Annotated in this window: 21 protein-coding genes and 1 tRNA gene; 9 read left to right on the top strand and 13 right to left on the bottom strand. The window is 69.0% G+C overall.

The genetic code is table 11. The annotated features are described in order from the left end of the window. Window positions 1-8 precede the first annotated feature (8 nt). Genes IT182_17065 through IT182_17055 form a run of 3 tightly spaced genes read left to right on the top strand, consistent with a single transcriptional unit; the run spans window position 9 to window position 4,044 of the window. Window positions 9-1,700 (top strand): D-aminoacylase, encoded by a 1,692-nt coding sequence (locus tag IT182_17065; GenBank protein ID MCC6165059.1) that lies wholly within the window; start codon window positions 9-11, stop codon window positions 1,698-1,700. Continuing rightward, the gene (locus IT182_17060; GenBank protein MCC6165058.1) at window positions 1,697-3,013 is read left to right on the top strand and encodes an NAD(P)/FAD-dependent oxidoreductase; all 1,317 of its coding nucleotides are present in this window, start codon (window positions 1,697-1,699) and stop codon (window positions 3,011-3,013) included. The genes IT182_17065 and IT182_17060 overlap by 4 nt, the downstream gene beginning before the upstream one ends. A gap of 26 nt (window positions 3,014-3,039) precedes the next feature. Then, complete coding sequence (locus IT182_17055) at window positions 3,040-4,044, top strand: DUF3810 family protein (protein ID MCC6165057.1); 1,005 nt, start codon at window positions 3,040-3,042, stop codon at window positions 4,042-4,044. Here the strand turns inward: IT182_17055 and IT182_17050 are convergent. Continuing rightward, window positions 3,995-4,822, bottom strand: coding sequence for a DUF4097 family beta strand repeat protein (locus IT182_17050; protein MCC6165056.1), 828 nt, complete (start codon window positions 4,820-4,822; stop codon window positions 3,995-3,997). The two genes, IT182_17055 and IT182_17050, sit on opposite strands and share 50 nt — an antisense overlap. 398 nt (window positions 4,823-5,220) lie before the next feature. Here IT182_17050 and IT182_17045 point away from each other — a divergent pair, with 398 nt between their 5' ends. Beyond that, a complete protein-coding gene (locus tag IT182_17045) occupies window positions 5,221-7,461 on the top strand; it encodes an IPT/TIG domain-containing protein (GenBank protein MCC6165055.1) in 2,241 nt (746 codons plus the stop codon). Window positions 7,462-7,480: 19 nt separating this feature from the next. Here the strand turns inward: IT182_17045 and ispG are convergent, their stop codons facing one another. The 4 genes from ispG to IT182_17025 form a co-directional block, all read right to left on the bottom strand. Next, window positions 7,481-8,722, bottom strand: a complete 1,242-nt coding sequence (gene ispG, locus IT182_17040; GenBank protein ID MCC6165054.1) for a flavodoxin-dependent (E)-4-hydroxy-3-methylbut-2-enyl-diphosphate synthase — start codon at window positions 8,720-8,722, stop codon at window positions 7,481-7,483. Between the two features lie 23 nt (window positions 8,723-8,745). Then, window positions 8,746-9,345: a hypothetical protein gene (locus IT182_17035; protein MCC6165053.1), complete on the bottom strand. Its 600-nt coding sequence runs from the start codon at window positions 9,343-9,345 to the stop codon at window positions 8,746-8,748. Window positions 9,346-9,799: 454 nt separating this feature from the next. Next, window positions 9,800-11,245: a DEAD/DEAH box helicase gene (locus IT182_17030; GenBank protein ID MCC6165052.1), complete on the bottom strand. Its 1,446-nt coding sequence runs from the start codon at window positions 11,243-11,245 to the stop codon at window positions 9,800-9,802. Then, window positions 11,242-12,030 (bottom strand): RNA-binding protein, encoded by a 789-nt coding sequence (locus IT182_17025; GenBank protein MCC6165051.1) that lies wholly within the window; start codon window positions 12,028-12,030, stop codon window positions 11,242-11,244. The genes IT182_17030 and IT182_17025 overlap by 4 nt, the downstream gene beginning before the upstream one ends. 53 nt (window positions 12,031-12,083) lie before the next feature. Here IT182_17025 and IT182_17020 point away from each other — a divergent pair, with 53 nt between their 5' ends. Continuing rightward, a complete protein-coding gene (locus IT182_17020; GenBank protein MCC6165050.1) occupies window positions 12,084-12,581 on the top strand; it encodes a hypothetical protein in 498 nt (165 codons plus the stop codon). A gap of 74 nt (window positions 12,582-12,655) precedes the next feature. Here the strand turns inward: IT182_17020 and IT182_17015 are convergent, their stop codons facing one another. The 3 genes from IT182_17015 to gltS all read right to left on the bottom strand — a co-directional run bounded on the left by IT182_17015 (window position 12,656) and on the right by gltS (window position 15,827). Beyond that, window positions 12,656-13,447 carry a hypothetical protein gene (locus IT182_17015; GenBank protein MCC6165049.1) on the bottom strand — a complete coding sequence of 264 codons (792 nt, stop codon included), beginning with the start codon at window positions 13,445-13,447 and terminating at the stop codon, window positions 12,656-12,658. 67 nt (window positions 13,448-13,514) lie between these two features. Beyond that, on the bottom strand, window positions 13,515-14,522 hold the full coding sequence (locus IT182_17010) for a PEGA domain-containing protein (GenBank protein ID MCC6165048.1): 1,008 nt from the start codon (window positions 14,520-14,522) through the stop codon (window positions 13,515-13,517). A 72-nt stretch (window positions 14,523-14,594) separates the two neighbouring features. After that, window positions 14,595-15,827, bottom strand: coding sequence for a sodium/glutamate symporter (gltS, locus tag IT182_17005; GenBank protein MCC6165047.1), 1,233 nt, complete (start codon window positions 15,825-15,827; stop codon window positions 14,595-14,597). Between the two features lie 146 nt (window positions 15,828-15,973). On the opposite strand from gltS, the gene IT182_17000 reads away from it, so the two are divergent. After that, a complete protein-coding gene (locus tag IT182_17000; GenBank protein MCC6165046.1) occupies window positions 15,974-16,747 on the top strand; it encodes a M48 family metallopeptidase in 774 nt (257 codons plus the stop codon). After that, window positions 16,747-17,742 carry a hypothetical protein gene (locus IT182_16995; GenBank protein MCC6165045.1) on the top strand — a complete coding sequence of 332 codons (996 nt, stop codon included), beginning with the start codon at window positions 16,747-16,749 and terminating at the stop codon, window positions 17,740-17,742. The genes IT182_17000 and IT182_16995 overlap by 1 nt, the downstream gene beginning before the upstream one ends. Here the strand turns inward: IT182_16995 and IT182_16990 are convergent. From IT182_16990 to IT182_16980, 3 genes are all read right to left on the bottom strand, one after another. Continuing rightward, entirely contained in the window at window positions 17,716-18,990 is a 1,275-nt protein-coding gene (locus tag IT182_16990; protein MCC6165044.1) for a hypothetical protein, read from the bottom strand. The genes IT182_16995 and IT182_16990 overlap by 27 nt on opposite strands. A 62-nt stretch (window positions 18,991-19,052) precedes the next feature. Then, window positions 19,053-19,138, bottom strand: a tRNA-Leu gene (locus tag IT182_16985). A gap of 51 nt (window positions 19,139-19,189) precedes the next feature. Next, window positions 19,190-19,774 (bottom strand): methyltransferase domain-containing protein, encoded by a 585-nt coding sequence (locus IT182_16980; GenBank protein ID MCC6165043.1) that lies wholly within the window; start codon window positions 19,772-19,774, stop codon window positions 19,190-19,192. Window positions 19,775-19,987: 213 nt separating this feature from the next. Here IT182_16980 and IT182_16975 point away from each other — a divergent pair, with 213 nt between their 5' ends. Both IT182_16975 and IT182_16970 read left to right on the top strand, forming a co-directional pair. Next, a complete protein-coding gene (locus tag IT182_16975; GenBank protein ID MCC6165042.1) occupies window positions 19,988-20,605 on the top strand; it encodes a CarD family transcriptional regulator in 618 nt (205 codons plus the stop codon). 100 nt (window positions 20,606-20,705) lie between these two features. Continuing rightward, on the top strand, window positions 20,706-21,467 hold the full coding sequence (locus IT182_16970) for a 1-acyl-sn-glycerol-3-phosphate acyltransferase (GenBank protein ID MCC6165041.1): 762 nt from the start codon (window positions 20,706-20,708) through the stop codon (window positions 21,465-21,467). 15 nt (window positions 21,468-21,482) lie between these two features. On the opposite strand, the gene IT182_16965 is transcribed toward IT182_16970, so the two are convergent. Both IT182_16965 and IT182_16960 read right to left on the bottom strand, forming a co-directional pair. Further along, entirely contained in the window at window positions 21,483-22,619 is a 1,137-nt protein-coding gene (locus tag IT182_16965; GenBank protein MCC6165040.1) for an Ig-like domain-containing protein, read from the bottom strand. Between the two features lie 28 nt (window positions 22,620-22,647). Then, window positions 22,648-24,353, bottom strand: a 1,706-nt coding sequence (locus IT182_16960) for an oligopeptide transporter, OPT family (protein MCC6165039.1), incomplete at its 5' end; no start/stop codon positions are given.

The raw sequence follows: 24,353 nt of genomic DNA, 5'->3' as shown, positions 1-24,353 counted from the left end.
GCTGCCACGTGTCCCGTCTTCGTGCTGTGGCTGTTGTCGCGCTGCTGCTCGGTGCGTGCGGCGGCACGCCGCCACCGCCCGCGTTCGACCTCGTCGTGCGCGGAGGCACGCTGCTCGATGGCACCGGCGCTCCGGCCGTGCGGGCAGACGTCGGGGTCAAGGGCGACAGGATCGTGGCCGTGGGCGACCTCGCGAGCCGCGGCGCTCACGAGACCATCGACGCGACGGGCCTCACCGTGGCGCCCGGGTTCATCGACACGCAGGGCCAGTCGGGGCGCCTGCTGCTCGAGGATGGAGCAGGGGCCAGCCACATCCTGCAGGGCATCACGTCGGAGATCATCGGCGAGGGCAGTACACCGGCGTTGTGGGACGCTGAGTCGGCGGACCACGACTTCCTCACGCGCCTCGGTCTCACCGTCGACTGGACCGGCGTCGATGGCTTCCTCGATCGACTCGCGTCGCGCGGCATCACCATCAACGTGGGCACGCTGGCGCCGCTGAACCAGCTGCGCGCCGACGTCGTCGGCATGGCGGACCGTCCGGCGACGCCAGACGAGATGGCCGAGATGCAACAGCGGCTGGAGCGCGCGATGCGCGAGGGCGCGTTCGGGTTGTCGAGCGCGCTCATCTATCCGCCTGGCTCCTACGCATCGACTGACGAGATCGTGACGCTCGCCAGGACCGCCGCCTCGCACGGCGGTCGCTACGTGTCGCACATCCGTGGCGAAGGCGACAGGCTCGACACGGCGCTCGACGAGGCCATCGCCATCGGCGAACGTGCGTCGATCCCCGTCGTTGTCTTCCACCTGAAGATCGCCACCAAGACGAAGTGGAAGACGATGCCGGCGGTCGTGGCGCGGATCGAGCGGTCGCGAGCGCGCGGCATAGACGTGTCGGCAACGGCGTACCCGTATCCCGTGGCGGGAACGAGCCTCGACGCGTGTCTGCCCGACTGGGTCCATGACGGCGGCGAAAAGGCGATGCTGGCGCGCCTCGCCAATCCGGCGATGCGCGCGCGGGTCCGGCGCGAGATCGAGCGCGGCCACGACGGCTGGGAGAACTTCCTGCGGGCAGCGGGCTTCGACGGCGTCACCATTGCCGCCGTGAGAGAGGGAGGAGACACGTCGGTCGTCGGCCTCTCGCTTGCCGAGATCGCGCGCCGACGCGGCCAGCCGGAGTGGGACGTCTTCTTCGATCTACTCATCGCGAACGAGGGGCGCGTCGCGGCCCTCTACGCGCTCATGGACGAAGACGATGTGCGGACGGCGCTGAAGCAGCCATGGGTGAGCATCGGCAGTGACTCCGGGGCGCAGCCGGACTCGGGTCCGCTCGCCGTCGGCCGGCCGCATCCGCGCGGGTTCGGCTCGTTTCCGCGGGTGCTCGGTCGCTACGTGCGCGACGAGGGACTGGTCCCGCTGCCCGAGATGGTGCGACGGATGACGAGCGGCGCGGCCGCGCAGATGGGCATCCGCGATCGCGGCACCGTGGCGCCGGGTGCCTTCGCGGACATCGTCGTGTTCGATCCGGCGACCATCGTCGATCGCGCAACATTCGACCAGCCGCGACGGTACCCTGATGGAGTGACGGCGGTGGTGGTGAACGGCGTGACAACGGTGCGCGACGGCGCGCTCACGGGCAAGCGTGGGGGGCGGCCGCTGCTGGGCCCCGGTGCGACGTCGATGCAGGAGCCATCGCGATGAGCGACGCGGCGCACGCTGACGCGCACGTCGCTGTCCGGACGACGCCAGGACGACGACGCGTGGTGATCGTCGGTGGCGGGTTCGGCGGGCTCCAGGCCGCGCGCGCATTCCGCTGGAGCGACGTGGACGTCGTCCTCGTCGACAGGCGCAACCATCACGTCTTCCAGCCGTTGCTGTATCAGGTCGCCACGGCGGGTCTGTCGCCCGGCGACATCGCGTCGCCGATCCGCTGGATCCTCCGCTGGCAGGATCACGTGCAGGTGTTGCTCGGCGAGGCGCACCGCGTCGATGCCGCGGCGCGCGTGCTGTACCTCGACATCGGCCGGATCACGTACGACGCGTTGATCATCGCCACGGGCGCGACGCACGCGTATTTCGGCCATGACGACTGGCAGTCGCACGCACCTGGCCTCAAGACGCTCGAGGATGCCGGCCTCATCAGACGCCGTCTGTTGCTGGCCTTCGAGGAGGCCGAGCGCACGACGGACCCTGCCGAACGCGCGAGTCGCCTGACGTTCGTGATCGTCGGTGGCGGCCCCACGGGCGTCGAACTGGCCGGTGCGCTTGCCGAACTCGCGAACCACTCGCTCGCGCACGACTTCCGCAATATCGATCCGAGCGCGGCGCGCGTGCTGCTCATCGAAGCCGGGCCGCACATCCTCGGGGCGTTTCCGGAGGACCTGCGCGCAAAGGCGCTGGCCTCGCTCGACCGTCTCGGCGTGAAGGTCCGCACCGAGACGCCGGTGGTCGGCATCGACGCGTCGGGTGTGGACCTTGCCGGTGGTGAGCGCATCGACGCGGCGACGGTGCTGTGGGCCGCTGGTGTGGCCGCATCGCCTCTTGGACGGATGCTCGGCGCCCCCGTCGACCGCGTGGGCCGCGTCATGGTCGAACCCGATCTGACGGTGCCCGGCTGTCCCGACGTGTACGTCGTGGGCGACCTCGCGCACGTCGAACAGGACGGCCGTCCGCTCCCGGGCGTGGCGCAGGTGGCCATGCAGGAAGGCGCGCATGCGGTCGAGAACATCCTCAGGCACTTCGGCAACCAGCCGCCGCGGCCGTTCCGCTATCACGATCTCGGCAACCTCGCCACGATCGGCAGGCATTCGGCGATCGCGGACTTCGGTGGGCGCTGGCGGTTCGCCGGAGCGTTCGCGTGGTGGCTGTGGCTCTTCATCCACGTTCTCAAGCTGACCGGCTTCCGCAACAGGATCGCGGTCCTCATCCAGTGGGCATGGGCCTACCTCACGCAGCAGCGGGGCATTCGCCTCATCACCGGCCAGGACCCCGCGGACGCGCCGCCGCGGTCCTGATCGCCGTCGCGACGCTCACGGCCGTCGTGCCGCTTCCCGTGCCGCTGCTGCGGCTCTGGCGAGCCGCGTACGTCGTCGTGCAGCCTGCCGTCTCGTGGGGGACGTCGTGGCTTCCGATTGCCGCGCTCGACGTCCTGATCGTCGCCGGGATGGCCTGGATGGCCTGGCGCCTGTTCGCGCGGCGCGGCCCGACGAGTCTCGCGGCGGCAGTCGTCACCGTGCTGTCGCTCGCAGCTGCCGGCTGGTTGTGGTTCCTGGCCAGTTGGGGATGGCACTACCAGGTGCCGACGCTCGAAGCGCGCCTCGACGTGTCGGCAGCCGCTGTGTCTCCAGAGCGCGGCGAGTCGTTCGCGCGCGCCATCGTCCAGCAGGCCAACGCCCTGCACGCCGAGGCGCATCGCATCGGCTGGCCCGATCGCGCAACCCTCGCCCGCACGCTGGCACCGCGTCTGGCTGCCGTGCTGCCGGTGCTTGGCGTGACGCGCCAGCCCTGGCTCCCTCGGCCGCGTCGGACGCTGCTCGATGGGTACTTTCGCGCGGCGGGCGTCGATGGCATGACCAACCCGTTCGGGCTCGAGGTGCTGCTCAACTCACGTGTGCTGCCGATGGAACTGCCGGCACTCGCGGCGCACGAGTACGCGCACCTCGCGGGTTTCGCCGATGAATCCGACGCCAGCGTGGTGGCGTGGCTGGCGTGTCAGACGGGTGAGGCGCCGCTGCGCTACAGCGCGGCGCTCGCCGTGCTTCCGCACGTGCTCGCCGGCTTGCCGCGCGAGCGACAGGCGACGGTGCTGACGACGGTGGGCGATGGTCCGCGCGCGGATCTGGAGGCGATTGGCCGTCGGCTCAGCGAGCAGCGGCCGTGGGTACACGCCTTCGCGTGGCAGTCCTACGATCGATTCCTGCGCGCCAACCGAGTGAGTGAGGGCGTGGCGCGCTACGACGCGGTGGCGCGTGTGCTCATCGCGGCCACCGACCCGGCTACGGGTTCTCTGTCGCGGCGTCCCCGTCCGCCGTTCGACGGGCGTTGACGGACACCCCGCCGTTGACCGTCTCGATCCGCAGCGTGGGACCACCGCCGTTGATGCGGCCCTCGTAGTGACGCCGGCGCCGCTCGCGGTCCTGTACCTGGCCGAATCCGTCGACGGAGATGCCGCCGTTCACCGTACGCACCGATACGTCTGCGGCGGTCGTCGACGGCATCGCCACGCCCACGCTGCCGTTGACGGTCTCGACCCGGGCACCCTGCGAGGGCAGGGCGGCGAGATCCAGATCGACACTGCCGTTGACGGTCTCGGCCTTGCGGAGCGTGGCGATTCCCCGAGCGATGATGCGACCGTTGACGGTCTCGAGTTCCGCCGGTCCCGCGACGCCGTCGACATCGACTCGACCGTTGACGTTGGTCAGCGTGACGGCCACGGTCGCCGGTACGAGCACGTCGTAGTCGATCGTGATGTGCTGGCCCATGGCGAGTCCGGAGTTCCTGGGCGTGACGAGCGTGACGCGTGTGGTCGACGCGCTTGCCTCGAGAGAGGTCCTGGCGAGCAGTTCCCGTGCGCCCTGTTCGCTGACGGCCCTGGCGGTACGCTGGGCCTTCACCGTGATGGTGGGGGCGGCGTGCGTGCGAACGTCGATGCGGCCGTTCGTGTTCCGGATCTCGAGTGTGGCGTCGGCGGCCACCTCGTAGGTCTTGTCCCACTGGTCGGAGACCTGAGCACGAGGCCCCGCGATCATCATGTCGCAGCCGCCAGACAGCAGACCGAGCGGCAGCAGCAGGGCGCCCGTGACGGGGCCGCGCGACAGTCTCATGGCATCACTCCTATCCAGTGCCGTACGTCGACAGGGCCCGGAGAGTTCCCGGCGGCGTACCGATCGACACCTGTAACCGTCCTGACGAAACTGTAAGAGCGCCGGGTGAGGCTCTGAACCGAAGCATCGCCATTTGCGCCCGTTTTCCCGGCGATTCTACCCGCGTCCGCGCGCCACGGCGATGAGGCACGGCCGTTGCCCTTGTCCAGGACATGATGTGTCCTGGCCGCGTCCGCCAGATTCGAGTCGCAATCCTGGCGGTGATCGTCGCATGCCTGGCACATGTCGGACCTGCTGTCGCGGGAACTGTCCGCCTGGCGTGGGATCCCAATACCGAGCCGACGCTGGCCGGCTACGCGCTCGTCTACGGTCCGAGTTCAGGCGTATACACCAGCACGGTGACTCTGCCGTCCTCCGCGCAGACGCACGAGCTCTCGCTGCCGGACGGCACGTACTTCTTCGCCATTCGCGCGTACGACACCGCCGGCGCGTACAGTGGATATTCCAACGAGGTCCGGGTCGATCTGGTCGGCACGCCCGGGCCCCCGGCTCAGCCGCGCATCACCACGCTGTCGCCGGCCGTCGGCCCGGCTGCCGGCGGCACGACGGTGACGATCGACGGCTCCGATTTCAGGAGCGGGGCGACCGTGCGGTTCGGCACTCAGGCAGCCACCGTGCAGAGTCTGACGAGCACGCGCATCGTTGCGCGCACGCCGGCCCACGTGCCGGGTGTCGTGGCACTGAGCGTGGTCAACAGCGACGGCCAGGGCGTCCAGCTCGCGCAGGCGTTCACGTACCAGGCTGCCGCACCGGTCATCACGTCGATCGCCCCGAGTCAGGGGCCGGTGGCCGGCAACACCGACATCACCATCACGGGCACCAACTTCCAGTCCGGCGTGAGCGTGTCGATGGACGGCCTCACGGCGCCGGTGGTCTCGGCCAGCGCCACGCACGTCGTCGTTCGCACACCGGCACGCCGGGCGGGCGTTGTCGGTCTCATGCTCACCAACCCCGACTCGCAGTCGGCGACCCGTGCGTCCGCGTACACGTATGTCGAGGGCGGGCCGGCGATCACGCACGTCCTGCCCCCGCGCGGCCCGATGACCGGTGGCAACACCATCACGATCGTCGGGAGCGGACTCGCCAGTGCGACAGTCTCGTTCGGTGGCACCGCGGCCACGGTCGTGTCGCGTACGGCCGGCATGATGGAGGTGGTCGTGCCGGCTCACGCGGCTGGCGAAGTGGACGTCGTCGTGAGCGCGGACGGCCTGTCGAGTACCGCCGCGCGCGCATACACGTTCGAGGACCCGGACGCGCCCTTCGCGCGGTACTTCGCCGAAGGCGCGACCGGTGGCTTCTTCGAGACGCGCTTCGCGCTCGCCAATCCGCACGCGGAGAACCTGCCCGTCACGGTGACCTTCACCGACACGATGGGGACGGCGACGCCGATGCAGGTGACGGTCCCGGCGATGTCGCGTGTGACGATCGACGGCAGCAACATGCCAACGCTCGCGAGCGACGCGTTCGCAACCGTGTTCGCGTCGCCGAAGGTGCTGGGGGTCGAGCGCACGATGCAGTGGGCCGGCGGAGGCATGGCGTACGGATCGCACAGCGACACGGGTGTCGCAGCGCCGCGCACCTTGTGGTTCCTGGCCGAGGGTGCGACCACCAGCAACTTCAACACCTTCTATCTGCTGCAGAACCCGACGACGACGCAGGCCGACGTCAGGGTGCAGTACCTGCTCGCGACGGGCGAACGCATCGAGAAGATGTATCCGCTGGCCCCGCTCTCGCGAGCCAACATCTGGGTGAACAAGGACGACCCGCGCCTGGCGTCGGCGGAGATGTCGGCGACGATCACGTCCCTCAACGACGTGCCCATCGTCGTCGAGCGGTCGATGTACCGCAACAACGGCAGCGAACTGTTCAGCGCGGGACACAACAGTGCCGCCGTCGACGCGCCTGCGCTGCGGTGGTTCCTGGCCGAGGGTGCCACGGGCGGCACGTTCGACGAGTTCGTCCTGGTCGCCAATCCGAACGCCGAGCCCGCCACGCTGCGCGTGAGCTACCTGCGCGGCGGCGAGACACCGCTGGTCAAGACGTACGTGGCGGCGCCGCACAGCCGGCTCACGATCTGGGTGGACAAGGAAGCCCCGGAACTGGCGGCGGCCGAGGTGTCGATCGTCATCGAGAGCACGACGCCCACGCCGGTCGTCGTGGAGCGGGCGATGTGGTGGCGGGCGGCGCCCGACGGTCCGTGGATCGAGGCGCACAACAGCAGCGGCGTGACAGCGACCGCCTCGCGCTGGCTGGTGGCCGACGGCGAGTCGGGCGGGCCCGGCAAGGCGGTCACGTACGTGCTCGTGGCCAACACCGGCGACGCGCCGGCGACGGTCAGCGTCACGCTGCTGTCGGAATCGGGTGCCGTGCGCACGGTGCAGGACGTCGTCTCGGCCAACAGCCGCTACACGATCGATGTGGCGGGAACGTTCCCCGAAGCGCGGGACACACGCTTCAGCGTGCTCGTGGAAGGCGCCAACGGGGCCGAACCGCTCGTCGTGGAGCGCGCGTCGTACACGAGCACGCCGTCGACGCCCTGGGCGGCCGGCACCAACAGTCTTGCCGTCGCGCTGCCGTGACGGCAGCGGGCGATCCCGCTCAGGATACGACGCCAGCCAGCCGCGGGTAGTGCGAGGCCACGTAGTCCTCGACCAGCCGCTGGAATTGCTCCGCCAGCTCTTCGTACGTGCCGCGCAGCGTCATCGCGTGGCGGCCGTCGATGAACACGGGGCAGTTGGGCGCCTCGCCGGTGCCGGGCAGGGAAATGCCGATGTTGGCGGCCTTCGATTCTCCGGGGCCGTTCACGACGCATCCCATCACCGCGAGCGTCATGGTCTCGACGCCGTCGTATTCGCGTTTCCAGTCAGGCATCCTGTCGCGGATGTAGCCCTGGATGCGCTCGGCGAGTTCCTGGAACGTGCTGCTCGTCGTGCGTCCGCATCCCGGACACGCCGTCACGCTGGGGCTGAACGCGCGCAGTCCCAGCGCCTGCAGCAGTTCGCACGCGGCGTAGACCTCTTCGCAGCGATCGCCGCCGGGACGTGGCGTGAGCGAGACGCGAATGGTATCGCCGATCCCTTCGTGCAGCAGCAGGCCCATGGCCGACGAGGACCACACCAGGCCCTTGATGCCCATCCCGGCTTCGGTAAGTCCGAGGTGCAGCGGTTGGCGCGTGGCCTTTGCCAGCTTCCTGTAGACGTCCACCAGATGCAGCGGACGCGAGACCTTGCACGAGATGATGACCTGGTCCTCGCGCAGGCCGGCATCGAGTGCCAGATCCGTCGACGTCACCGCCGATTCGACCATGCAGTCGTTGATGATGTCGTCCGACGACCGCCCGAGCCCCTGGTCGGTGTTCTCCTGCATCCGGCGCATCACGAGTTCCTGGTTCAGGGACCCGCCGTTGACGCCGATGCGCACCGGCTTGTCGTGCTCGCGCGCGACGGCGCAGATCATGGCGAACTGTTCGTCGCGCCGCGCGCCGGTGCCCACGTTCCCCGGGTTGATGCGGTACTTGTCGAGCGCTGCCGCGCACGCGGGGTAGCGTGTCAGGAGGATGTGGCCGTGGTAGTGGAAGTCGCCGACAACGGGCACGTCGCAGCCGCGGTCGAGGAGTCGCTGCTTGATCTCCGGGACCGCCTGCGCGGCTTCGGGCACGTTGACCGTCACGCGCACGATCTCCGAGCCGGCGGCGGCGAGCGCCACGATCTGATCGGTCGTCTTCCCGACGTCGGCCGTGTCGGTGCTCGTCATCGACTGCACGACGACGGGAGCCCCGCCTCCGACCTGGACGTGGCCGACCTTGACGCCGATGGTGCGATGCAGGCGCGCGTGACTCATGGGATGCGGTGTCCTGGCCGGACTCAGCGCGCCCCGCCTTCGAGACGGGTGCGGGCACTGCGGTGCAGGTCGAGGACGTGCGGCCCGAGCGGCTTGCTCAGGAACACCTTCGACTCCAGCACCTCGATCGGGTTGGCGACGTACTTGACGACATTGAAGTGGAGATTGGCGAGCGTGCTGCGCATCTCGTAGTGGCGGTTCTTCGTCTTGACCACCACTTCATCGAAGCCCGTGCTCACCGCCCACGCTTCCTGTTCCTCGGTGAGCGCGCGGAACTGGCCCTGTCCGCGCCAGTCGATGCGGGTGCCGCCGATCCAGCTGTAGAGCACGCGGCGTCCGTTGAAGTCCACCACGTCTTCGATCTGCGCGGCGAGGTCTGCCAGCCGCGGATCCGACTCGTTGGCGAACAGTTCGTGGCACACCTTGTACGCCACGGGTACGAGCGAACCGGGATCGTGCGACAGGGCCGCGACGGCCATGACGATGAGATGCTCACGGTCGGCGAGCCGGCCGGTGATCTCGGCCACCGTCTTGCGGCGCGGGAACTCGCCGAAGTACTCCTCGATGTACTCGATTTCGAGGGCACCCTGCTCGAGTCCGTAGTGTCGAATCAGATACTCCACGTGCGGTGCGCGCCTCGCTGCTGATGCCCAGGGGCGAATCGCGCCGCCCGGCAATCCCGTCATTCTACTCCGCACCCGTTTGCCGGGGGCTGAAACTCCTGGCCTCCATCCCACGGGACCTGAGTCTCCACGCTGGCGATGTGACGGCGAGAGTACGATCACCGGATGCGTCTCCGGAGATGGCCGTGGGTCGGCTGATGCTGCTCGTGGTGCTAGGTGTCGTGGCGGTGATGCTGGTCGCCTGGGCCCTTGGCCGCGCCCTCTTCTGGCTGCGCGCAACATTCCCGCCGCGCAGGCGATCGCGCTGACATGCGCTGACGAACGGGTTGCAGGAGCGTATGGCCGGGCGCGCAGAGCGGCCCTGCCACGAGCGGCGAACAAGGGGCGGTCCTACCCACTGCGGCGGTAGGTAGGGTCGGCCGTCCGGGCCCGACCCCAGGGGCGGACACGACCCCTACGATGCGGTGGGGTCGCTCGGTTCGGTGGTGGCGTCCGTGGGGCGGCGACGACGACGACGGCGGCGCTTGCGGGTATCCGCGGCAGCGTCGCCGCCACTGGTGGGCGAGTTGTCCGCGCCCGTATCCTCGCCAGCCGCCTCTTCGTCGGTGTCGATGGCTTCGCCGGCGGCTACGAGTTCCGCGTGGGCGTCCTCGAACAGCACGAGCCCGAACGCATCAGCGATCTCTTCCATGTCCTGACGTTCGTCGGGAGACACCAGCGTGATGGCGGTGCCCGTCGAACCGGCGCGGCCCGCGCGGCCGACGCGATGGACGTACGTCTCGCGGTTGAACGGCACTTCGACGTTGACGACAGTTTCGATCGCGTCGATGTCGAGCCCGCGCGCGGCGATGTCGGTGGCCACCAGCACGCGATGCGTGCCCGACTTGAATCCCTCGACAGCGCGCAACCGGTCCGCCTGCGTGCGATCCGCGTGAAGGGCGGCCGCGCGGATGCCCTGCGACTGGAGATCGCGTGCAAGTCGGTCGGCGCCACGCTTGGTGGCTGAAAATACGAGGGTCGGCCCCGGTGCGCGACGCAGGAAGCGCGAGAGCCACGCCGTCTTCTCGTGCCGGCCGAGCAGTTCCGCCTTGTGCGTGATCGTCGCGGCGGGCGCGTTGCGCACGCCGAGTTGCACCAGCCGCGGCGACTGCATGATCTCCAGCGCGAAGCCCATCACTTCCTCGGGCATCGTCGCGGAGAAGAGGAGCGTCTGGCGCGGGCGTCCGGCAGGCAGCTGCGACGCGATGAACTTCACGTCCGGCCAGAAGCCCATGTCGAGCATCCTGTCCGCCTCGTCGAGGACGAGCACGTCGAGTCCGCTGAACGTGGCAATGCCGGCGCGCAGGTGATCCATCAGCCGTCCCGGCGTGGCCACGACGATGTCGACGCCGGCCTTGAGGGCCTGTTCCTGACCGTCCATGCCGACGCCGCCGAACACGGCCGCGCACCGCATCGACGTGTGATACCCGAACCCCTGCACATCGTCTTCGATCTGCACGGCGAGTTCGCGCGTCGGGGCGAGCACGAGGATGCGCGCAGAGCCTTCCCGCTCCGCGTTGGCGAGCAGGAGGCGCTGCATCAGCGGCAGCAGGAACGCGGCGGTCTTGCCGGTACCCGTCTCCGCGCAGGCCACCAGGTCGTGACCCGCCGCAACGGTGTCGAACACGGCGCTCTGGATGGGCGTGGTGTGCTCGAACCGGCGATCCTCGACACCCATGAGGAGCTCGGGCACCGAGATGAGGTCGGTGAAGCGGCGCGGGTCGATCGACGGAGTGAGTGTCTCGAACCGGGCGAGCAGCTCGGCACGACGGGCGTTGCTGACCTGCGGGCGTGCGGCGGGGCGGCGTGGACCGGACCGGCCGTGGCCGGTCCGGGGACTGCGTTCGGGGCGAGGACTCACTCTTGGTCGTCCCCGAAGTCGGTGTCGGTGTCGACCTCGGTGGCGCTTCGGCTGGCCGGATCGTCGAATTCCACCGTCGGTTCCACCAGATCCTCGTCATCGTCATCGTAGAGACGGCTGACGGGCCGCTGCTTGATGGGACCGCGAGGCTTGTCGTAGGACTGCTTGCGCGCCGGCCCCTTGGCTGGACCACGTGCGCGGCGAGACTCGGGGCCCCCAGCCGGCGGCGGACCGCCAGGATCGCGTGGCATGAACGGTCGAGGTGGTCCGCCAGGCCGTGGACCACCGAAGCCGCCTCCCGGTCCTGAGGAGCCGCCCCCGTAGCCACCTGGCCGCGGCGCGCCGCCATATCCGCCCGGACGCGGCCCTGAAGGCCGTTCGTCGCGTGCGCGGGCCTCGCTCACCGCCAGCGGGCGACCGCTGTAGGGCTGGCCGTTGTGACGATTGATGACCTGCTCGGCGTGCTCACGCTCGGCGAAGTCCACGAAGGCGAATCCGCGTGGACGACCGGTTTCGCGGTCTGTCGGCAGCACCACCTGTTGCGGTTCCGCGATGTCCGAGAACAGGGCACGCAGATCGGCTTCAGTAGCACTGTAGGGCAGGTTTCCGATGAATAAACGAACGCTCACGACGTCCTCACGGGCTGGCCAGGCCTCCGTCTGGCATGAGACCGGAGCACCACGCACGCCTGCGTGCGCAACACCTCGGGCGACTCTAGTGGGTACGAAACGAGAAAGTTGGTGGGATCGATGCGGGGACTCCGCTGAAATGCGGCGCGTCAGCATCGCACATTTCTGGCCGGGCGTGCAACCGGTAGACTGGAACCGGTTCGATTCCAATGCCCAGACAGCCCTTCCCCTCACTACCGGACTCGGCGCGCCTCTGGGTGTTTGCCGCCTCGCGCCCGCTCGCGATTCATGAGCGGGACGCCCTCCTGACGGCGGTCGATGCGTTCCTCGACGAGTGGCACGCGCACCGCGTCCCGCTCGACTGTGCCTGCGAGCTCCGCTACGACCAGTTCCTGCTCGTGGGCGTGGATCAGGAAGCGGCAGGCGTCTCCGGATGTTCCGTCGACAGCCTCGTCAGGACGATGAAGGGGCTCGGACAGGAGCTGGGCGTGGAGCTCGTCGACCACGCGTCAGTGTTCTATCGCGTGGAGGATGCGGTCCGCCGCGTCTCGCGCGACGCGTTCGCCGAAGCGGCAGCGAGCGGCAGCGTCACGCCGGCCAGCATCGTGTTCGACAACACCGTGCAGTCGGTGGCGAGCGTGAGGAACGGCACATGGGAGGCCCCGGCCTCCAGCACCTGGCACGCCCGCGCGTTCTTCGACGCCTGACGACCGCCGGGCCGCCGAAATACCGGGAATGCCGGGAATGCCAGCGATGGAGCGAACGGGTTTCAACTCGTTCGTCAGGGGAACACGTCGCTGAAGAACTCGCGCAGTGCGGCGATGTAGCGGGCCGAGTCGTCGCGATTGAGATGGATGTGCCCGCCTGTCAGTGCCACGAGCCGGCGCGGCGGCCGGGCCCGTTCGAGCAGACGCTGGCCGTGCGCGAAGGGGATGACCGTGTCGTCGGTGGCGTGGAGCAGGAGTAGCGGACTGCCAATTGCCCCTATGCGGTCGCGTGAGGCGAAGCCGTTGCGGACCATCCACCTGATGGGCAGCCACGGATACAACTCGCTGGCGCGATCGTCGACGCCCGAGAACGCCCCCTCGAGGACGACGGCGCGTTCATCGACGTCCGCGGCGAGATTGGTGGCCACGCCCGACCCGAGCGACCACCCGTAGATGGCAATCGACGAGGCAGGGACGCCGGTCTCGCGCAGCCATCCCCACGCGTCGCGCGCGGCAACGCCGAGGGCTGCCTCCGACGGGGTGCCGGCGAGTCCACCGAACCCCGGATACTCGGGGGCAACGACCTGGAGTCCGAGATCCAGCAACTGCAGGTAGCGCTCGACGTTGGTTGGCGCGCTGACGGTGGCGGCATTGCCGTGGAGAAAGATCACCCATGGTGCGTCGGCGCGGTCCGGCTGTCGCAGCACCCAGAGCAGGCCTTCACCACCGCCAGGCAGCGCTCGCGAGATGTGTTCGATGCGCCGTGCGGCGTCGGCGGCAATCGGGTGAGCGGTCTGCTTCGGGACGAAGACCAGCGCGACCTCGTTGAACATCATCCACGCGACCGCCGTGCCGTACGCGAGCACGGTTGCCGCGAGTACCCCAATCAGACTCCACCGGAGGAAGCGCCGCGCCCCGTCCGTCGATACCTGTTCAGGGAACCCGCAGGGTCGTGACTTCGCTGGCCCGGACGTCCACCTGCTTGAACAGGCGGCCGATCATCACGTCGTGGCGGCCAGGGCGGAGGTCACCAATCGCGACGGGCGTGACGCCGCGCGGGCGCCCTTCCATCGTGACCGGCATGCCGGGTGGCGTCGATTCGATCAAGACGACACCCGACGTGGCCGTGACGGCGACGTCGGGTGGCAGTTGTGGTGGCGTCATCGGCGCGGATGCATCCGCTGCGGCGTCATCGACCGGCGCGAGTGTCGCGGGGATGCTGGACGTCGGCGTCAGCACGAGCACCGTGCGTCCCAGCCCCACTATCACGTCGTCTGCGCGCGCGGACGTGCCGTGCTGGCGGACCTCGATGCTGTAGGCGCCAGACGCGAGCGCCTGATCGACAGGCACCGATCCGATGACGTCGCCGTTGACGCGGACCTCGGCACCGACGGGAGTGTCGATGCGCAGACGGCCTTCCGCCGGTACGTCACGCCGGGTGTGCAGGCGCCAGATGTAGACGCCCTCGGCGATCGCCAGTCCCGCGAGGATCGCGGCGACGACCCACGGCCATGACGCGCGTGTCGACCGCTCGTCCGTGTACCCACGCAGGCGCAGTTCGGCCCAATCGGGCTTTGCGAAGCCTGGCCGTGCGTCGGGAGGCTCGCGCGGTGTCGCCTCGGGACTCTCGCTCGACACGGTATCGGCGGACGGGGAGGTCTCGCGGTTCCCGGGGCGTGCTGTCGTCGCAGGCGTGTCGGTTGCCACCGCGGGCGTCCCGTCCTGCGCGTCGACGACGTGGTAGCGATCGAGTTCGCGATCGGGCGGCGGCCACGTCATGTCCGCGGCGCCGGTGGCGCCCGTGGCGCGCTCCGCACGAAGCGAGTGCGTCCGTTTCAGCAGCGCTTCGAGGCGCGCGCTGATTTCCTCGGGCGTCGGCGTGCGTGGAGACGACTGCGGCGGAACGTCGGGATCGGTCATCGGCGGCTCAGCGAGGCTCACGGCTCAGGGCGTACGGCCTACTGCAGGAGACAAGGAGACAAGGAACAGTGACAGGGTTGAAGGCCGCGTCCATCACCGATACACGTTCAGGAACGCCGTGATGACGACGTTGTTCACGACGTCGATGAAGAACGCGCCGACCATCGGCACCACGAGGAAGGCGCGTGGGGCGGGTCCGTATCGCTCGGTGAGTGCCTCCATGTTGGCCATGGCGTTGGCGGTCGTGCCGAGCATGAAACCGATGAAGCCGCTCGACATCACCGCCGCGTCGTGGTCGCGCCCCATAAGCCGGAAGATGATCGGCGGCGCCAGGACGGCAACGAAGAGGACCTGCACGATGAGCAGCGCGGCGAGCGGGAGCGCAAGTCCGGCCAGTTGCCACAGACGCAGCGTCATCAGGGCAATCGAGATGAAGAACGCGAGCGCCACGGTGCCGATGTCGTCGATGATGGCCTGCGACACGCCGAACCATCCGGTGAGTTCGTCGACGTTGCGCAGCACGATGGCCGCGAGCATCGCGCCGATGTAGCGCGGGAGCACCACGCCCTGGGCGGAAATCCAGTCGCTGATGCCCGAGCCGACCCACATCGCGAACAGGATCAACGCGGTCGCCTTCATCAACGCGTACGCTTCGCGGTCTTCGCCGCGCGGCGTCCGGTCGTCGCCGGGCAGTACCGCTTCGACCACGTGCTGCGCGAGGTGGTCGGTCGGCGCGACCGTGCCTGCCGCGGCCAGCGCCGGGCGCACGCGCCGCTCGATGAGCCACGTGCCGACGGGTCCGCCGATCAGGCCACCGGTGACGATCCCGGCCATGGCGGCAGCGACGGCGATGGTCTCGGCGCCGGCCACGCCTGCCCGTTCAAACAGCGGCGCGAACGCAAGGCCCGTCGCGGGACCGCCGGCCAGCGTCACCGAACCCGCGAGGACGCCGAAGAGCGGCGGCTGGCCGAGCAACTGCGCCACGATCACACCAAGGACGTTCTGGAGGATCGTGAATGCCGATGACGCGGCGAGGAAGAGCAGGACGAGCGGGCCCCCGCGACGCAGCAGTCCCACGCTCGCGCCGAAGCCGACGCTCGTGAAGAACGCGATCATCAACGGGTCGCGCAGCGTGGTGTCGAACGCGAACGGTTCGCTCCCGCGAACGTGTCCGATCGTCATCACGATCGCGACGAGCAGCCCCCCCACGACGGGCGCGGGGATGTTGAGCCGATCGAGCCACGGCAGGCGTCGCCGGATGGCGTAGCCGGCAAACAGCACGACGCCGGCGAACGCCAGCGTGTGGATGGCATTGATCGCGAACACGCGGCGATGATACACAACGCCGTGATGCTCGGGAGCGCTCACGGGAGGACGGTCGTCTGTCGGCGACCGCCGACCATCGGTCACCGACCGCTGGTCATGGGCCTTCGGCCGTCGTGCGGTGCCCGACTCGATTCATGAGTCTCTCCATGCCTCACTCGAAGGTGCCGCTTTCGCGCGCGAAGACTCCCGCGCAACTGTCGCTGCCGTGGCGCGACTGCGGAGAGATGGTCATCGCGGTGCCGCCTGTGGCGGTGCCCGTGGCGGGCGCGCCCGTGTTCGTCCGCAACGGCCGCGCGCGCCGGTACATCCTGCGCGTGCTGCCCGACGCGTCGGTGCGCGTCACGATTCCGCGGCACGGATCCCGCCGGGAGGCCGAGGCGTTCGTGCGCACGCGCACGCGCTGGATTGCGGACCGACGTGAGGAACTCGAGGCGCGTCGCCGCGACAGGCGCTGGCCCGCGGGCACGACGGTCCTGTGGCGTGGCGTGCCCCATCCGATCGAGGTCGATCGCGGTGTCGGTGTGCAGGTCACAGTGCGGTGCGGCGATCTCGAAGTCAGGACGTCGCCGCGCGACGACTATCGTCCGGTGATCGAATTGTTGATGCGGACACGTGCGCACGAGGAGTTGCCGCCGCGACTGCTCGCGCTTGCGGCGTCGCATCGGCTCGACGTGTCACGCGTCACCGTCAGGAACCAGCGATCGCGCTGGGGATCGTGCTCGCGCGACGGGCGCATCGCCCTCAACTGGCGCCTGCTGCAGATGCCGGCGGCCGTGTGCGACTACGTGCTGCTGCACGAGTTGATGCACCTGCGCCAACCCAATCATTCCCCGCGGTTCTGGGCGGAGGTAGCTGCCGTTTGTCCCGACCACGCGCACGCGCGCGCGTGGCTGCGATCCGAAGGGCTGGCGCTCTGCTGATGGCGGACGCACCGCCCGAGGACGCGTCACTGGTCGACAGCACGGCACTGCTCGCCTCGCTGTACCAGGGCCCGCTGCGCGACTTCGTCGCCAGGCGGGCCTCGCTCGTCTCGCAACTGAAACGGACGGGTCACAAGGACGTGGCCGCGCGGTTGGCCTCATCGGGCAAGCCGTCGCGTGTCGCGCATCTCGTGAACCGGGTGTACTGGCGTGCGCGCGACGTCTACGAGGCGGTGCTCGACGCCGGCAGCGCCGCACGCGCCGCGCAGCAGGCGCGCCTGCTCGGCAACGTCGAGACGGCGTTGCCGGAGGTGATCGACAGGCGCGACGAGGCGATCCGCGCGGCGACGGATCGCGCGGTGGCACTGGCACGCAACGAGATGCCCGCGGCCGACACACTGCGCGGACAGGTCCGGACGTCGTTCGAGGCGCTGGCGGCACACGGATCCGACGCCCGGCTGCCGCACGGGCATTTCATCGACGACGTGGCGCTACCGGGACTCGCGGCGTTCGCCGGGCTCGTGTTGCCGCCCACGCCGGAGCCAGACGCACCTGTTCGGCGATTCGAAGTCGTCGCGCGACGAGCGACACCTCCGACGGCTGACGCCGGCACGCCGCCGGATCCGCGGCTGGCCGAGGCCGAGTCGCGTGCGGCCGCGTTGCGCGAGCGCGAAGCGGCCGTGGCCGACCGACTCGAAGCGCTTCGTCAGGGAACGGCAGCAGCCGAAGACGTGGCCGTTGCCGCCGAACGTGCAGCAACTGACGCCGCGCGGGTGGCGGCCGAGGCGCGCCAGGCGGTGGAGAAGGCCCAGGCGAGTGGCGCGGCGGTGCAGGCGGATCTGGATGCCGTGCGTGCCGCGCTCAGCGATGCGGAAACGGAGGTTCGGCAGTTGAGCGGGCCGGCGGCCGGCGCCGGCCCGCGCCCGGCCGGCTCCCGTCCGACGCCGGGGCGTGCCACGCCGCGCCCCTCAGGTCCAGGTCAGCCCGTCGAGTAGGGCATGACCACCAGCGACGATCGCCACCAGGCCACCCGCGTCCGGCGCGGCTTCCCAGCTGCTGCACCAATCGGCCCACGGCTGGCGGTCCAGGAGATGCAGGAGCAGCCAGTCGGCTGCACGTATCGAGTTGGTGAGATGACCGCGTGAGACGGGCGTACCACGGGGCGCGAGGCGGCTCAGCGCAAGAATCGCCAATCCATGGGCTGATACCAGGGATGCCAGCACTGACCTGAGTCCAGTCCCTTGGTACGCCACCCACGACCCCATCAGCCTTGTCCCGACGTACCGCGCCAGTGCGCACTCGGCCTCTGAACGGTGGAGCGGCGTGTCATCGAGCACCGGCTCCGTCAGGTCTTCAGGCCAGGCGCCGGGGCGGCTGTCCGGAGAGATGCGCGAAGTAAGCGGGCCCAGCAGGCGCTCGGACAAAGAAAAATCTGTCGTATGCCACAGAGACAACCATCTGTCGGTTCTCCGAACGGGCGGTCGGCTGAGGGTATGTAACAACGTACCGTCACCGGCCGACCATCGGCGCACGACATCCGTCCAGGCGAGCGCGCCAGCAAGCGCACAACTTGCTGACACTCCAATGCTGTGAACGGTATCAACGTATTCAACGAGTACTGTGCGTTCCCAGTGCGTGTATTCGTCGTGGCCGGCCAGCACACCCGGTCTCAACAGGGGCGGCCACGCGGCGGTCGCGTCGAGTCCTTCGATGTGCACCCGTGGGTCTGCCTCAACCATCCCGACCGTCGAGAACCCTGAAGCGCCGGTGACGATGAGGCGCGCAGCGGTAGGGCACCAGGCAGAAAATGAGAGACTCCAGCCTGTCGCGTCGTGGAGGAGCAGTCGCGGGAACTGACGACAACTGAACGGCATGGCCGCCGGGCCGAGCGACCGTTCGAGCCTGCAGCCACCTGTCGCATCGTCTGGCGCATGGAACACACACCGTGACGCGCCGACCACGGACTGATGAACCGTGCCGGCCACCCGCAACCGGCCGACAGCGGTGACGTGTTGTGTCGTTCGACCAAGAATCTGTCCGTCCGCCCATCGCCCCTCGGCGAGCGTGGTGAGGTGGCCCTCGGCGGCGGCGCGTTCGAGGAGCGCCAGCGGAGCGGGATCGATGGGGATCGGCCATCCTGCCCGACAGCAACTCCCGGCGTGTGCGCAAGCGTAGGGCGCCAGACCTGCCAGTGTGCGCAGGCGTTCACCACGAACGGGGGCGCCGGGGAGAAGCGGCAACACGTGAGCAGACCCTGTGACAGGCCCGGCGGCGGACCGCCTGGTTCAGTGATGGATGAGAGTGCTGGTGCCCGCTCTCGGACTCGAACCGAGATGCCCTTGCGGGCGGGGGATTTTGAGTCCCCTGCGTCTGCCGTTTCGCCAAGCGGGCAAGAAGGGACAGTGTAACAGGAGGTCAGGAAGAAGGAACGTGGCGCGAGGCCTACTTGATGGTCCAGAGGTAGAGCGTACGGCTCGTGCCATTGGCGTCGGTGAACGTCTCCACCTTGTCGGGCTGCCAGTCGCCCATGCCGAACTGGTGCGACACGATGCGGGAGCCGGGCTTCAATTCTGCCTGGAGGCGCGGGCGCAACTTCACGTTGGACGCAGACAGCAGGTAGAGCGTGACGACGGTGGCCTGTGAGAGATCGGCCTGGAGCGCGTCCTGCTGCCGGAACTCGACCCGGTCTTCCACCCCGGCCCTGGCGGCGTTGGCCTGACCCTCGGCGATGCGCGCCGGGTCGATATCGACGCCGATGCCCCGCGCGCCGAACTGCTTCGCGGCCGTGACGACGAGCCGGCCATCGCCGGACCCGAGGTCCACCACCGTGTCGTTCTGGCCGACCTGGGCCAGCCTGAGCATGCGCTCGACCACGTCCTGTGGTGTGGGGACGTACGGCGCCAGCGAGGGCTGACGTGTCACACCCGATTCGGCGGCGCGCACCCGGCCGTCTGTCCCGAACAGCAGGAGTCCCAGGACAGCGGCGGCCGTGGTGGCCACCATGACGCGCACCGTGCGAGTTCTCATCGTTCGATGTCCACGCCCGAGGCGGACCAGTGAGGCCTCAGGCGTCATTTGGACGCCATTGGACCATGCCTGGCCGGTATCAGGCGAGTCATCAGGCGAGTCATCAGGCGAGTCAACGGGCGCGCGCCGCGCGTTCTGCGGTATACTGGTGCGGATTTCTCGGACCACATCGCTGGAAGCTGCCGTTGCAACCATCCGAAGAGAGGGGTGCCCGTGACAGTTCAGGTCGGTGACAAGGTCATCTACCCGAATCATGGCCTTGGCGTCGTAGAGCGCATCGAGACCAAGACGATTCTGGGAACCGTGTGCGAGTTCTATCAACTCCGCATGGTGGCAAACGAGACGACGGTGCTCGTGCCCGTCAACAATGTCGACAGCGTGGGCCTGCGCCGCGCGGTCTGCGACGAGGAAATCAAGCGGCTGTACGGCTTGCTCTCCGATGGCAACATCGACAGTCATCAGAACTGGAAGGGCCGCTTCAAGGACAACTCGGATCGCATGCGAACGGGTTCGATCTACGACGTGGTCGAGGTGCTCAAGAGCCTCTGTTACCTCAGCAAGACGAAGAATCTCTCCTTTCGCGAAAAGCGCATGCTCGACAGGGCCCGCTTCCTTGTCATCTCCGAAATCTCAGAAGTGACGCATCAGACGATGACCGGCGTGGAGGTCATGGTGGACGAAGCGCTGTGCCAGTGCTTCAAGACCAAGGACGAGAGCGTGCCCGTACGCCGCTCCGTCGCTCCCGTTGCGGCCGTCGCCGCGCACGTGGCCGCGCCAAAGGTGGCGACTGCCTCGCGCGCGTCAGCACGACGCGCGCTCAACGCGAACTGAACTCGATCCAGCGTCCGACGAAACCACGATGGAGCCCGGCGGCCGAGAGGTCACCGGGCTCGATTCGTCTCTCGTCTCCGCGACTCCCTTCCCTGGTCCCGTGTCCACGCTCGTCTCCGCCATCCGCAGCTTCGCCGGCTACGCGTTCGTCATCGCTTACGTGATTCTGCTCGGCGGCCCAGGGCTCGTCTTCGCCATCGCGACGGGCCGGTACGCGCACCTGCTCGCTCTGGGCAACCACTGCATCAAGCTCGCGATGGTCATCCTCGGCCTGAGGACCATCGTGGTGGGCGACGAGCACATCCAGCGCCATCGCGCGGCGCTGTACACGGTCAACCATGCGAGCAACGTCGAGCCGCCCGTGATTGTCGCCGCCCTGAGCGACCTCGCGCCGCGCCTCAAGGTGGTCTACAAGGCCGTGTTGCGGAAGATCCCGATCCTCGGCCGTGGTTTCGACGCCGTGGGCTTCGTGCCGATCGAGCGCGAGAACCGCGAGCGCGCGACGCAAGCGATCGATCGCGCGGTCGCGAGCGTACGGTCGGGGAATTCGCTCCTCATGTTCCCGGAAGGGACGCGCAGCCGTACAGGCGCGTTGCTGCCGTTCAAGAAGGGGGCGTTCGTCCTCGCGATCAAGGCGCAGGCGCCCATCGTGCCGACAGCCATCCACGGTGCCGCGCGCGCCATGCGTCCCGGGAGCCCGCTCATCTGGCCGACGACGATCCGCGTCCACTTCGGCGCGCCCATCGAAACCGACGGCGTCCAGTTGTCCGAGCGCGACGCCCTGGCCGATCGCGTGCGCGATGAGGTGGCGCGACTCCTCGCCGAGGCGGCCGCAGCCGAGCGCGCCGCGGCGAGGACCTGACGCGAGGCGCGCCGGTCAGCTGCCCGTCGTGAAGCGGAGTTCGTAGGGCGCGAGCGGCTGTGCGTCGAACGCGGTGATACCGGGAAGCAGCCGGATCACCACCGTCCGCGCTCGCTCGAACGGCGTCGAGAACTTCAGTTCCAGCACGCGGCGCCCCTGGTCGTAACTGGTCGAGAACGCGGGTATCGCGATCGCGTCAGCGCCGTCGACAGGGGCGTACGCTGCCGTGACAGTGCCCTTGAACGTCTGGCTCGCCATGTCGCGCGAGAACTGCAGCCGCACGCGAACGTCGCCGGCCACGTCGGCATCGCCGTTGGTGGGCGTCGAGAAGATCACCTGTGGCGGCGGTTGCGGTGCGACCTGGGCGGCGGTGGTCTCGGCCGGCGGCTGATCGGTGACCGGCTGCGCGATGCGGATGTCGATGGCCTCGATCCATACCAGCCCCTTGGCCGTGTGTACGTCGCCGCGCACTTCGAGCCATCGTCCGGTGTCCACGCGCGCGTCGATGTTCAGGTCGAACCCCTTGCCGCGCGGACGCCTGCCCACCACCCAGACGCTGGCGTCGGCCAACTGGATCACGAAGTCGAACTTGCTGCGGCCGGGGCCCGCCGGTTGATCACCGAACAGGTTGCGTCCGCGGAATCGGCCGGCCACGGTGATGGTCTGTCCCGTGAAGCGTGCCGGGTCGAGTGCGAGGCCGCGCACGGACGGGGCGGCGAGCGGTTCGGCGTCGGTCACCGTCTCGGCCAGCAGGACGAGCAGTTCGCCCTGCGCCGGCCACTCGCGCCGGAGGACCTTCTCCGAGAGCGCCGCCAGGTCGTACGTCGCGACGCGCGGGTCGTCGCGCGTGAGCCGGCCGACGTCGAGGAACACGCCCGTCGCCTCCACGTCGCCCGCGCCGTGCGCGACAGCCTCGGTGCCGACGACGAGCAGGCGCGTGTCGCCGTGCAGCAGGGCCGTGCCGACCTGGTCTGTCACGAGTCGTGCGCGCACCCGCACGGGTTGCAGGTGATAGAAGCCCGGGTACGCGGCGAGCGTGTCGAGCGTCGTCACCCGGCGTGTACCTGTCGTCTCGGCCCGGATCTGCGCCGAGACGACTCCGGGCCAGGCCGCGAGGCACAGGGCGAGGACGAACAGTGCAGGAACGACCATACGATGTATCGACGCCTGAGCCGGCGTCTCAGTTGACACGCTGCCGGCCGACACGCGCCAGAATCACGCCCAGCAGCACGAACACCGCCGCGCCGATGAGGTGTCCGGGGAGTCCCTCGTGCAGCGCCGGAATCCGCCCCAGGCTCTCCTGGGCGTCTTCCACGCGCAGGAACGAAGGCATGTAGTCTCGCGATCCGTACAGGACGGCGTATGCGATGCCGGCGATCGACCCGCCGGCAATGAGGCCGGAACTGAAGAGCGTGCCGGAGCTGACGTCCGAGTCGTCGTGTCTGCCGGTCGACCGTTCCACCAGCCATCGCACGAGTCCGCCGGCGAAGATCGGCGCGGTGGTGGCGATCGGCAGATACGCGCCGACGGCGAACGACAGCGACCGCACGCCGCACAACTCCATCGTCACGGCGATGAACACGCCGGTCAGGACGAGCCCCCACGGCAGGTTCTGGCTCAGGAGCCCGCGGATGATGGTCGACATCAGCGTGGCCTGCGGGGCGGGCAGCGCGTTCGATCCGATCACCATCACCTTGTGCAGGTAGAGCGTCGTGACGCCGATGATGAGCGCCGACACGACGACGCCGATCACGAGGCCGATCTGCTGGTATCTCGGCGTGGCGCCGACGAGGAACCCGGTCTTCAGATCCTGCGATGTGGCTCCGGCGTTGGCGGCGGCGATGCACACGACGGCGCCGACCGTCAGCGCGATCGGCGCATAGAGATCGCCGGTCCATCCGAGACTCACGAAGATCGTGCACGTGAGGATCAGCGTGGCGATCGTCATACCTGACACGGGACTCGACGAGCTCCCGATCAAGCCGACGATGCGTGACGCGACGGTGACGAAGAAGAATCCGAAGATCACCACGAGGCCGGCGGCGAGCGGGTTGCCCTGCGTGGGCATGCCCGGCACGACGGCGAGTGCGAGCGCGAGCAGCAGCGTGCCTCCGAGGACCACGCCAGCCGGCAGATCGCGTTCGGTGCGGCGCTGCGCCTGCGTCGCGTTGTCTGCACGGAGGTCCTTCACGCTGTCGCGGAACGACGAGACGATCGTCGGGATCGTCCGGGCCAGCGTGATGAGGCCCGCGGCGAGGACCGCACCCGCACCGATGTAGCGGATGTACTGGCTCCAGACCTGACCGGGCGCCATGTCCACGATGCGCAGGCCGTCGGCTGGTGCGGGTGGGAACGGTGTTGGCATGTAGGCGCCGACGATCGTGAGTAGTGGCAGCAGCACCATCCACGAGAGCACGCCGCCTGCCACCATCTCGCCCGCGATGCGCGGTCCGATCACGTACCCCACGCCCATGTACTCGGGCGAGATGTCCACGTTCAGCGTGGCGTTGGGGAACGCGCTGGTCTTGGGCGTCGTGTAGCCGACCTCGGTGCGTACGAGTTGCAGGATCCACGGCAGCGCCTTGAACGCCGCGCCGACGCCAAGGCCCTTGAACACGAGGGACGCCAACTGGCCGCCTCGCTCGCCGGCCACCAGCACGTCGGCGCACGCGGTGCCTTCCGGATAGGGCAGGACGCCGTGCTCTTTCACGATGAGCGCGCGCCGCAGCGGCACCATCAGCAACACACCGAGGATGCCGCCGGCGAACGCGAGCATCGTGATCTGGAAGTAGTTGAAGTACGCGGGCCCGTACGGCGTGAGGAAGATCAGCGCGGGGATCGTGAAGACCACGCCGGCCGCCACGGACTCGCCGGCAGACCCGATCG

It is taken from the genome of Acidobacteriota bacterium (assembly GCA_020845575.1).
GTDB lineage: Bacteria > Acidobacteriota > Vicinamibacteria > Vicinamibacterales > Vicinamibacteraceae > Luteitalea.
This window is presented reverse-complemented; position numbering and strand designations above follow the sequence as displayed.

Coding starts and splice junctions, on each gene's coding strand:
- IT182_17060 (MCC6165058.1), top strand. CDS start 1,697: ATGAGCGACGCGGCGCACGCTGACGCGCACGTCGCTGTCCGGACGACG.
- IT182_17050 (MCC6165056.1), bottom strand. CDS start 4,822: ATGAGACTGTCGCGCGGCCCCGTCACGGGCGCCCTGCTGCTGCCGCTC.
- ispG (MCC6165054.1), bottom strand. CDS start 8,722: ATGAGTCACGCGCGCCTGCATCGCACCATCGGCGTCAAGGTCGGCCAC.
- IT182_17025 (MCC6165051.1), bottom strand. CDS start 12,030: ATGCTGACGCGCCGCATTTCAGCGGAGTCCCCGCATCGATCCCACCAA.
- IT182_17020 (MCC6165050.1), top strand. CDS start 12,084: ATGCCCAGACAGCCCTTCCCCTCACTACCGGACTCGGCGCGCCTCTGG.
- IT182_17000 (MCC6165046.1), top strand. CDS start 15,974: ATGCCTCACTCGAAGGTGCCGCTTTCGCGCGCGAAGACTCCCGCGCAA.
- IT182_16995 (MCC6165045.1), top strand. CDS start 16,747: ATGGCGGACGCACCGCCCGAGGACGCGTCACTGGTCGACAGCACGGCA.
- IT182_16980 (MCC6165043.1), bottom strand. CDS start 19,774: ATGAGAACTCGCACGGTGCGCGTCATGGTGGCCACCACGGCCGCCGCT.
- IT182_16965 (MCC6165040.1), bottom strand. CDS start 22,619: ATGGTCGTTCCTGCACTGTTCGTCCTCGCCCTGTGCCTCGCGGCCTGG.